This is a genomic window from Enterococcus sp. DIV1767, assembly GCF_050542585.1.
Classification (GTDB): domain Bacteria; phylum Bacillota; class Bacilli; order Lactobacillales; family Enterococcaceae; genus Enterococcus_D; species Enterococcus_D innesii.
Genome location: NZ_CP172936.1, coordinates 1,080,253 through 1,090,000, shown reverse-complemented (window position 1 = coordinate 1,090,000; position 9,748 = coordinate 1,080,253). Strand labels below are relative to the sequence as shown.

Sequence of the window (9,748 nt, the reverse complement as noted above, 5' to 3'; positions counted from 1 at the left end):
GTGTAGCCCAGGTCATAAGGGGCATGATGATTTGACGTCATCCCCACCTTCCTCCGGTTTGTCACCGGCAGTCTCGCTAGAGTGCCCAACTAAATGATGGCAACTAACAATAAGGGTTGCGCTCGTTGCGGGACTTAACCCAACATCTCACGACACGAGCTGACGACAACCATGCACCACCTGTCACTTTGCCCCCGAAGGGGAAGCTCTATCTCTAGAGTGGTCAAAGGATGTCAAGACCTGGTAAGGTTCTTCGCGTTGCTTCGAATTAAACCACATGCTCCACCGCTTGTGCGGGCCCCCGTCAATTCCTTTGAGTTTCAACCTTGCGGTCGTACTCCCCAGGCGGAGTGCTTAATGCGTTTGCTGCAGCACTGAAGGGCGGAAACCCTCCAACACTTAGCACTCATCGTTTACGGCGTGGACTACCAGGGTATCTAATCCTGTTCGCTCCCCACGCTTTCGAGCCTCAGCGTCAGTTACAGACCAGAGAGCCGCCTTCGCCACTGGTGTTCCTCCATATATCTACGCATTTCACCGCTACACATGGAATTCCACTCTCCTCTTCTGCACTCAAGTCTCCCAGTTTCCAATGACCCTCCCCGGTTGAGCCGGGGGCTTTCACATCAGACTTAAGAAACCGCCTGCGCTCGCTTTACGCCCAATAAATCCGGACAACGCTTGCCACCTACGTATTACCGCGGCTGCTGGCACGTAGTTAGCCGTGGCTTTCTGGTTAGATACCGTCAAGGGATGAACATTTTACTCTCATCCTTGTTCTTCTCTAACAACAGAGTTTTACGATCCGAAAACCTTCTTCACTCACGCGGCGTTGCTCGGTCAGACTTTCGTCCATTGCCGAAGATTCCCTACTGCTGCCTCCCGTAGGAGTCTGGGCCGTGTCTCAGTCCCAGTGTGGCCGATCACCCTCTCAGGTCGGCTATGCATCGTTGCCTTGGTGAGCCATTACCTCACCAACTAGCTAATGCACCGCGGGTCCATCCATCAGTGACGCAAAAGCGCCTTTCAACTTTCTTCCATGCGGAAAATAGTGTTATACGGTATTAGCACCTGTTTCCAAGTGTTATCCCCTTCTGATGGGCAGGTTACCCACGTGTTACTCACCCGTTCGCCACTCTTTTTCTTTCGGTGGAGCAAGCTCCGGTGAAAGAAAAAGCGTTCGACTTGCATGTATTAGGCACGCCGCCAGCGTTCGTCCTGAGCCAGGATCAAACTCTCATAATGATTTGTTTGAATGACCATACGGTCATTAAGCTCATAAAAATTAACTTTGCTAGCTATTGCTTGCATGTATTTGTTTCAATAAATTGAAACGTCCTACACATTGGTTCGTTTGCTTGCTTTGTTCAGTTTTCAAAGGTCTACCGTGCTGTGTTAGCAACTTTTATATCATATCAGAGCGACGTTTGATTGTCAACTCTTTTTCAAAAGTTTTTTTCAAGAAGTTGTTATTTAACTTCTTTCTTAACCTCAGCGACTTTTTTATATTACCATCTCAAACGTTATATGTCAAACACTTTTTTGAAAAGTTTTTTTGATTTATCAGGTTTTTCAGAGATGATATTTTTTCGACTTTGTTATAATAACACTTGTAAATTGTTTCGTCAACAACTATTTTAAAAATAGATCAATCAGTGATTGTTACAAATATCTTAACAAGGACAAGTAATAATATAGCAATTCTTAAAGGAAAAATCAACTAAAAAAATAGGCTTTTTGACAACTATTTTTATAAGCGAATTATTCATTACCAAACGTTTCGAACGTTCGTTTATAAGCAGTGTTTCGCCACTAAATCTATCATTTAAGAATAAAAAAAAGAGAACTTAAGCTTTTTGCTCAACGTTCTCTTTTCGTCCGATCTTCCGTTTGAAGGATCGGTATATAAATCCGAAAGATTGTTCCTTGGCCAATGACACTCTCCGCCGTGATTTTTCCTTTATAGCTTTCTAATAGTTGTTTTGCTATAGATAACCCCAAACCATTGCCACCTTTGGTTCTAGCACGGGCTTTATCTACTCGATAGAAACGATTAAAGATCTTATCGAGGTCTTCTTTGGAGATGCCTTCCCCGAAATCTTGGATGGCAATTTCAAAAGATTGACGATCCAATGAAATGGATAGATGAACTTCTTTTCGATCAGTGGAATATTTTACTGCGTTATCCAAGACAATAATTATGATCTGTTCAAAATGATTGCGATAGATTTTCAGCTTCAACTCATGATACAAATCATCATCCAATGTAAAGACAAAATCCGGATACAGTATTTTAAAGTTATTGAACACTTGATAGACAACTTCTTTTGCATTAGTTGTTTCATTTGCATAATGAACATCCACTTGTTCCGCTCTTGAGAGATCCAACATTTCCTGTACGAGCGTCTTCATTCGACTGATCTCTTGCATACTGGCTGCGAGGGACTCATCCAAGATCTCTGGATCGTCTTTTCCCCAACGCTGCAACAAATTCATATGTCCTTCAATGATTGCTACAGGTGTTCGCAATTCATGAGAAACATCTTCAACAAATCGCTCTTGCTGCTCAATGTACAGGCGCATGCGATCTAACATTTCATTGAATATATCTGCTAAATCAGATAACTCATCGTTGGTATTCAATTCTGGCATATGCACGGTTGACTGCGGGTTTTTCCGGACGGTTTCCATCGTATCCCGTAGTACCTTTAACGGCTGAAGGAAATACGCTGATAAAAAGAACCCAAGCACACTGCTGAGAATCAGAGAGACAACTTCTAAGATAATCAAAGTCAGCAGCAGTTTGCTGCGTATTTCATAAAAAGAAGTCAATTCATAAAATGTTTGAGCATAGCCAATCCGCTCTCTGGTGCCTTTTGAATAAATAGGTTGGATCGAAAGAAAGCCGGTGATGCCATCTAGTGTTACGATGGTTGGCGCTTTACGTTGTGTGTCGATCAAGGCTAAATCATTTTCATGGGTCTTAAACACAAGGTCCTCATTCAAATTATAAACAAACAGGCTCAATGGTGCTTGGCCTAATTCCGAAATAAAGGAGTCGATTTTCATTAAGTTGCCATCGATCGTTGAGGTTCGATCATAGATGCTCGTCGTCCCCGCATCATTTTTGGTTAAATTACGATACGTTCGAACGAGCGTTAATTCTTGGTCCGAATTGGCTAGACGGGAAGCAACTTCTGACATTGTCCGCTCAACATTGTTTTCTTCTTTAGCAACAATCAAATTTACGGAGGTCTTATAGGTGATCACCGCAAAGATCGTAAATACGACAAATATAAAGAAAGAACTTGCGAAGGCCCACTTTACAGTTAAAGAAGGCCCCTTCAGTTCTTTTAATTTTTTCATTCTTTTTTTAAGGTTCACGACCGCATCACATATCCTGTACCACGAACGGTTTGGATGTAGCTTTCCTCCCCTGGTACATCAATTTTATTACGTAAATAGCGGATGTAAACATCGACAACGTTGGTTTCCACTTCTGTCTCATAGCCCCAGACTTTGTTTAATAAAACATCTCTGGCTAAAACGACATTGACGTTTTCCATTAAAGTCAACAACAGCTCGTATTCGCGTTTCGTTAGTTCAATGACATCTGTTCCACGACGTACGACACGATTTTCTTTTTCAATCGTTAGATCGCGGTAAGTGATCGTAGTTTGTTTTGCGACGTTTTTGTCCCCTTCGATATCGATACGGCGAAGCAACGCACGTAAGCGTGCCAGCAATTCTTCAATTGCAAAAGGCTTCACAATATAATCATCAGCACCATGATCCAAACCTGATACTCGATCAATCACGGAATCTCTTGCGGTCATCATGATGATCGGGGTGTTTTTCGATTGACGCACGCGGCGGCAAACTTCTAACCCATTTAACTCAGGAAGCATTAGATCCAATAAGATCGCATCCCATTCATTATTCAGTGCCGCATCCAGTCCCGTCCGTCCGTTGTAATGAACTTCCGTATTGTACCCTTCATGCTTCAATTCTAATTCCACAAATCGAGCTAAGTTCTTTTCATCTTCAATGATTAGAATATTACTCATTATTGATAGCCCCTTTATTGATTATTCTGCCTTTAAATTAGACATTATCTGTCTTATTTTATCATGTATCTAAAAAATAAAAAAGAGATTGACCGAAAGTTCTCACTTTCGGCCTTTCTCTTTTGGATTCTCTTAAAGCTTACGCTTCGTCATACCATGAATAATGGAAAATTCCCTCTTTATCTGTCCGTTCATACGTATGCGCTCCGAAGTAATCCCGTTGTGCTTGGATCAAGTTCGCTGGCAAACGATCAGAACGATAAGAATCGAAGTACGCGATCGCCGATGAGAACGTCGGCACAGGTACACCTGCTTGGACAGCTAGTGCAACTACTTCACGTACAGAAGATTGATAACGTTTCGTAATATCTTTGAAGTAGTCATCTAATAGTAAGTTTTCAATGTCGGCATTCTTGTCATAAGCATCCGTGATTTTTTGTAAAAATTGCGCACGGATGATACAGCCTGCACGCCAAATTTTGGCAATTTCACCAAAAGGAAGATCCCAATCATACTCTTTTGATGCAGTACGTAATTGCGCGAATCCTTGTGCATAGCTCATGATCTTACTGAAGTATAAGGCTTCGCGGATCTTATTGATAAACTCTTCTTTGTTTCCTTCAAAAGCAACTGCTTCTGATTTTGGTAAGACTTTGCTGGCATTGACCCGTTCTTCTTTGTAAGCCGAAATATAACGGGCAAAAACAGATTCAGTGATCAATGGTAGTGGTACGCCTAAGTCTAAGGCACTTTGGCTTGTCCATTTCCCAGTTCCTTTATTACCAGCAGCATCTAAAATCACATCAACAATTGGTTTGCCTGTTCCTTGATCGTCTTTACGGGTCAAAATATCTGCTGTGATCTCAATTAGGTAGCTGTCTAATTCACCTTTGTTCCATTCAGCAAAAATATCAGCCATTTCATCAACAGATAGACCTAAAATGTTTTGCATTAAGTCATAAGACTCAGCAATCAGCTGCATGTCCCCATATTCGATCCCGTTGTGAACCATTTTTACGTAATGGCCTGCACCGTTTGGTCCAATATAAGTCACACAAGGTGTTCCATCTTCAGCTTTTGCAGAAATTTGCTCCAAGATTGGCGCAACCAATTCGTACGCTTCTTTTTGTCCTCCTGGCATAATTGAAGGACCTTTCAAGGCGCCTTCTTCCCCACCAGATACACCTGTACCGATAAAGTTGATTCCTGAGTTTGCCAACTCTTCGTTACGACGAACCGTATCTTTAAAGAAGGTATTTCCACCATCGATCAAAATATCGCCTTTGTCTAGATGAGGCAATAGTTCTTGGATCGTTGCATCTGTCGCAAACCCAGCTTTTACCATTAATAAAATACGACGTGGTTTTTCAATAGATTGAACAAATTCTTCTATCGTATAGGTTGCTTTAAAATTTTTATCTGGATGTTCTTTTACTACTTCTTCTGTCTTTGAACCAGTACGGTTAAATAAGGCAACTGAATAACCGCGGCTTTCGATGTTCAACGCTAAGTTTTTGCCCATAACAGCCATACCGACAACGCCGATTTGTTGTTTTGTCATCTTTCATCCTCCTAAGATTCAATTATCTTTTTCATTATAGCGCAAATGTACCTGCTTTTGAACTATTCTCTTTCGCTGGACAAAAATATTTCTGAAAAGTTCCATATTCGTCAAAAAAACAAAAAAACCTCAGGCTCCATGGTTAGCCTAAGGTTTTAGAATCCTCTTTCTGAAAAAAAGGAATTATGCTTCTTTTGTTGCTACGTCTTTGCCATCATAATGACCACAGTTTGAGCAGACATGGTGGCTTTTTTTCATTTCACCACAGTTTGCACATTCGTTCAAACCGTTGATTGTCAGTTTGTAATGTGTACGACGTTTTGCTTTCTTCGCTTTCGAAGTTTTTCTAGCTGGTACTGCCATTTTGCTACACCTCCTTGTTAATGAACGCAACCTTGAGGCTGCAATTTATTCCAATCCTACGCGTTATCGTCATCTGATTCATTGAATAATTCGGATAATTTTGCAAGACGAGGATCAACTTGTTGAGCTTGCGCTTCTTTTTGATTTGCAAAGTCTTCTTCTGACAAAACAGCCCAATCGTTGCCAGATGGCATTGCTGAACCTTGCTTTTCTTCTTCTGTCAGGACTTGCAATGGAATCGCAAGTAATAGGTTATCAGCGACTGATTCATCTAAACTGATGGTTTGACCTTCAATGATCAAAACCTCTTCTTCGACGATCGTTTCATCGCGACGCTGAAATTGCTCTGGTGTCATGAATTGTTCGTCCACTGAAAAATCAAAAGGAATCGCTACAGGTGTCAAAGAACGAGTAGATGGCAATGTCATCGTCGTTTCTACTTGATAGTGCAGCAAGTATCCTTGCTTATCAACACTCATCAGCCCTTTTACTTTAACAGGAGACAAATCAATGATCTGTCCATCGCGTTTTATCAGTTGACTCTTTAAGTCAAGTGTTTCTTCAAACATCAGCGGTGTCTCTTGGTATTTTTTTAATTCCAATAAAGACCATTTCATTTTTATCACCCCTAAGCAACAAAAGCAATTATACAGGGCTTCTGAGGCTTTGTCAATGAAATTTTCTTGACACCTTTTTCATTTTTGATCGTGTCATTTTACTGCCCTTTCTTAAGGGATTTCGACTCTCTCAAAAAAACAACAGGAAGCGCACAACGTGCACTTGCCTGTTGCTTGATCAATCGTTAAAAATCATTAGATCGCTGTTGTTTCTCCACGATAAACGATACCGCGACGAGAATCAAGAGTAACCAATTCGCCATCTTTGATGGTAGTTGTTGCGTCTTTGGCACCAACGATGACTGGTAGATCTTTCGCGATTCCGACAACTGCTGCATGAGAAGTCAAGCCGCCATCTTCAACAACTAATGCTGCTGCTTTTTCGATTGCTGGCATATATTCTTTATCTGTTGTTGGTACAACTAAAATCATGCCATCTTTTGCTTTCGCAATTGCTTCTTCAGCACTGTGAGCGATCACGGCATTGGCAACAACTGATTTTTCACCAATCCCTTGCGCTTCAAGCAATTTTGAACCGATCAATTGGATCTTCATTACGTTGGTTGTTCCGCGTTCACCAACAGGAACACCGGCTGTAATCAAGATTAGATCGCCTTCTTTAGCAAAGCCTAAATCAACTGCTTGTTTTGCTGCTAATTCGAACATTTCATCGGTTGTTGATGGTTTATCAGCAACCGTTGGATAGACACCCCAGTTAAGCATCAAGCCACGTTTTGTCCGTTCGTCAAATGTGACAGCTAAAATGTCAGCATCTGGACGATATTTAGAGATCATTTTCGCAGTGTAACCAGATTCAGTTGCTGCAACGATTGTTTTAACCCCTAGGTTTTTCGCCGCACGAGCAACAGATAAACCGATTGTTTCTGTTACATCTGTCTTATCAAATTGGTTGATTTGGAATGTGCTGTTTTCTGATAAAGCTTTTTCAGCTTCAACGTCGATACGTGCCATTGTCGCTACTGCTTCTACAGGGTAGTCACCGTTTGCTGACTCACCAGAAAGCATTGTTGCATCAGTACCGTCAAAGACAGCATTGGCAACGTCAGAAGCTTCCGCACGAGTTGGACGTGGGTTTTGTTGCATTGATTCTAACATTTGTGTTGCTGTGATAACTGATTTACCAGCAGCGTTACATTTTTTGATGATGCTCTTTTGAACCATTGGTACTTCTTCAGCAGGGATCTCAACACCCATGTCACCACGAGCAACCATGATACCATCAGAAACTTTGATGATTTCATCGATATTGTCGATACCTTCTTGTGATTCGATTTTAGAGAAGATTTGCACATGAGTCATGTCTTTTTCTTCTAAAATTTCACGAATTTCTAAAACGTCTTGCGCTTTACGTACAAATGAAGCGGCAATGAAGTCGATATCGTTATCAAGACCAAAACGGATATCTTCTGCATCTTTTTCAGTAATACCAGGTAAGCTGATTGATACGCCAGGAGCATTGACCCCTTTACGTGATCCTAACATTCCAGCATTTTTAACAACAACCACTAATTCACGAGTTGCTTCGTCTTTTTCTTTGATTTCCATGTCGATCAAGCCATCATCAAACAAGATGTGTCCGCCCACATGAACATCTTCAAATAAACCAGGATAAGTTACAGCAATTTTTTCTTTTGTTCCTTTGTGTTCTGGATCCATTGAAATGCGTGTTTCATCGCCAACGTTGAATTGGATGTATCCAGCACGACCAAAGTCTGCTTCTGTCGTATTTTGTACAGTTGTACGGATTTCAGCACCTTTTGTATCTAAAAGGATACCGACATCTTTACCAGTTTTCTTTACGGCTTCACGAACCATTGTCATACGCGCTAATTGTTCTTCATGATCTCCATGAGAGAAGTTAAAGCGGAAGACATTCGCACCGGCTTCAATCAGTTGAGAAATAATTTCCACACTGTTACTTGCTGGTCCTAATGTACTTACGATCTTTGTTTTTTTCATTACTAAACGCTCCTATTCATTTATTTAAAATAGCTAATAAGCTTTTTTTACAAAATTACTGTTGCGTTGCTTAAAAATCTCTTTAGAATGAGATTTCTTTGTTCAAGTTATACAAGCTAAGATCTGGTTTGTGACGATTGTTTTCAAGGGTATCGATGATATCAGAAGCAATCATTTCATTGTTTTCGATACCGATACATAGACCGCCTTTGCCTTGTTGCAATAATTCAACAGCATATGAACCAAATTTACTTGCTAACACACGGTCACGAGCGCTTGGTGAACCACCACGGACAACGTGTCCTAGAATTGATACACGGGTATGGAAATCGCCGTATTCAGAAAGTTTGTCAGCAAAATCATTTCCGCCCATCACACCTTCGGCTAAAACGATCAAGCAATGTTTTTTCCCGCGGTCGCGTCCTTCACGGATACGATCAGCAACAACTTGCATGTCAAAATCATGTTCTGGAATGATGATTTCATCCGCACCACCGGCCACACCTGACCATAAAGCGATATCGCCAGCACCGCGACCCATTACTTCGATCACAAAGGTGCGGACATGTGATGTCGCTGTATCACGGATACGGTCAATCGATTCCAAGACAGTATTAATTGCTGTATCAAAACCAATCGTGAAATCTGTTCCTGGAATGTCATTATCGATCGTTCCTGGAATCCCGATTGCTGGGAAACCGTGGCGAGTAAGTGCCATCGCACCATGGTAAGAACCATCTCCACCGATCACGACTAGCCCTTCAATGCCAAATTTCTTTAATTGTTCGATTCCTTTTAATTGTCCTTCTTGTGTCGCAAATTCTGGATAACGTGCTGAATATAAGAATGTTCCACCACGTTGAATTTTGTCACCAACATCAGCAACATCTAAGCGACGAATGTCGCCTGCGACTAGTCCGGCATAGCCATAGTTGATTCCGTATACTTCAAGTCCGTCAAAAATACCCTTTCTGACAACTGCGCGAATCGCTGCGTTCATTCCTGGTGCATCGCCGCCACTGGTTAGAATTCCAATGCGTTTCATTATTCTTTCACCTCATCAAAAGATTTTGTTTAGGGAAGCCCCTGTTTGCTAGTTTTCAAGTAATAACCACGAGACATATTCTACCATTATTCCATGAAAATGTCTTGAAATAGTG

The 9,748-nt window shown here is 41.4% G+C and carries 7 protein-coding genes and 1 rRNA gene (1 of these 8 cut by a window edge); all 8 read right to left on the bottom strand.

What is annotated here, in order from left to right; all coding sequences use genetic code 11:
- Positions 1-1,245 (bottom strand): 16S ribosomal RNA (locus IGI78_RS05230); it reaches 314 nt to the left of the window's first position.
- Positions 1,246-1,860: 615 nt separating this feature from the next.
- Positions 1,861-3,366, bottom strand: coding sequence for a HAMP domain-containing sensor histidine kinase (locus IGI78_RS05225; protein ID WP_034872519.1), 1,506 nt, complete (start codon positions 3,364-3,366; stop codon positions 1,861-1,863).
- 14 nt (positions 3,367-3,380) lie between these two features.
- Positions 3,381-4,067 (bottom strand): response regulator transcription factor, encoded by a 687-nt coding sequence (locus tag IGI78_RS05220; protein WP_005229193.1) that lies wholly within the window; start codon positions 4,065-4,067, stop codon positions 3,381-3,383.
- A gap of 139 nt (positions 4,068-4,206) precedes the next feature.
- Positions 4,207-5,628, bottom strand: coding sequence for an NADP-dependent phosphogluconate dehydrogenase (gene gndA, locus IGI78_RS05215; RefSeq protein ID WP_140965851.1), 1,422 nt, complete (start codon positions 5,626-5,628; stop codon positions 4,207-4,209).
- A 183-nt stretch (positions 5,629-5,811) separates the two neighbouring features.
- Positions 5,812-5,991 (bottom strand): 50S ribosomal protein L32, encoded by a 180-nt coding sequence (gene rpmF, locus IGI78_RS05210; RefSeq protein ID WP_005229191.1) that lies wholly within the window; start codon positions 5,989-5,991, stop codon positions 5,812-5,814.
- A 56-nt stretch (positions 5,992-6,047) separates the two neighbouring features.
- Entirely contained in the window at positions 6,048-6,608 is a 561-nt protein-coding gene (locus IGI78_RS05205; protein ID WP_010749661.1) for a YceD family protein, read from the bottom strand.
- 195 nt (positions 6,609-6,803) lie between these two features.
- Positions 6,804-8,588 carry a pyruvate kinase gene (pyk, locus tag IGI78_RS05200; protein WP_077454197.1) on the bottom strand — a complete coding sequence of 595 codons (1,785 nt, stop codon included), beginning with the start codon at positions 8,586-8,588 and terminating at the stop codon, positions 6,804-6,806.
- Between the two features lie 82 nt (positions 8,589-8,670).
- Positions 8,671-9,633 carry a 6-phosphofructokinase gene (gene pfkA / locus IGI78_RS05195; protein ID WP_005229169.1) on the bottom strand — a complete coding sequence of 321 codons (963 nt, stop codon included), beginning with the start codon at positions 9,631-9,633 and terminating at the stop codon, positions 8,671-8,673.
- Positions 9,634-9,748: the final 115 nt, after the last annotated feature.

Bases quoted from the DNA above. Each gene is read 5' to 3' on its own strand.
- IGI78_RS05225 (WP_034872519.1), bottom strand. From the start codon at position 3,366: ATGAAAAAATTAAAAGAACTGAAGGGGCCTTCTTTAACTGTAAAGTGG.
- IGI78_RS05220 (WP_005229193.1), bottom strand. From the start codon at position 4,067: ATGAGTAATATTCTAATCATTGAAGATGAAAAGAACTTAGCTCGATTT.
- gndA (WP_140965851.1), bottom strand. From the start codon at position 5,628: ATGACAAAACAACAAATCGGCGTTGTCGGTATGGCTGTTATGGGCAAA.
- rpmF (WP_005229191.1), bottom strand. From the start codon at position 5,991: ATGGCAGTACCAGCTAGAAAAACTTCGAAAGCGAAGAAAGCAAAACGT.
- IGI78_RS05205 (WP_010749661.1), bottom strand. From the start codon at position 6,608: ATGAAATGGTCTTTATTGGAATTAAAAAAATACCAAGAGACACCGCTG.
- pyk (WP_077454197.1), bottom strand. From the start codon at position 8,588: ATGAAAAAAACAAAGATCGTAAGTACATTAGGACCAGCAAGTAACAGT.
- pfkA (WP_005229169.1), bottom strand. From the start codon at position 9,633: ATGAAACGCATTGGAATTCTAACCAGTGGCGGCGATGCACCAGGAATG.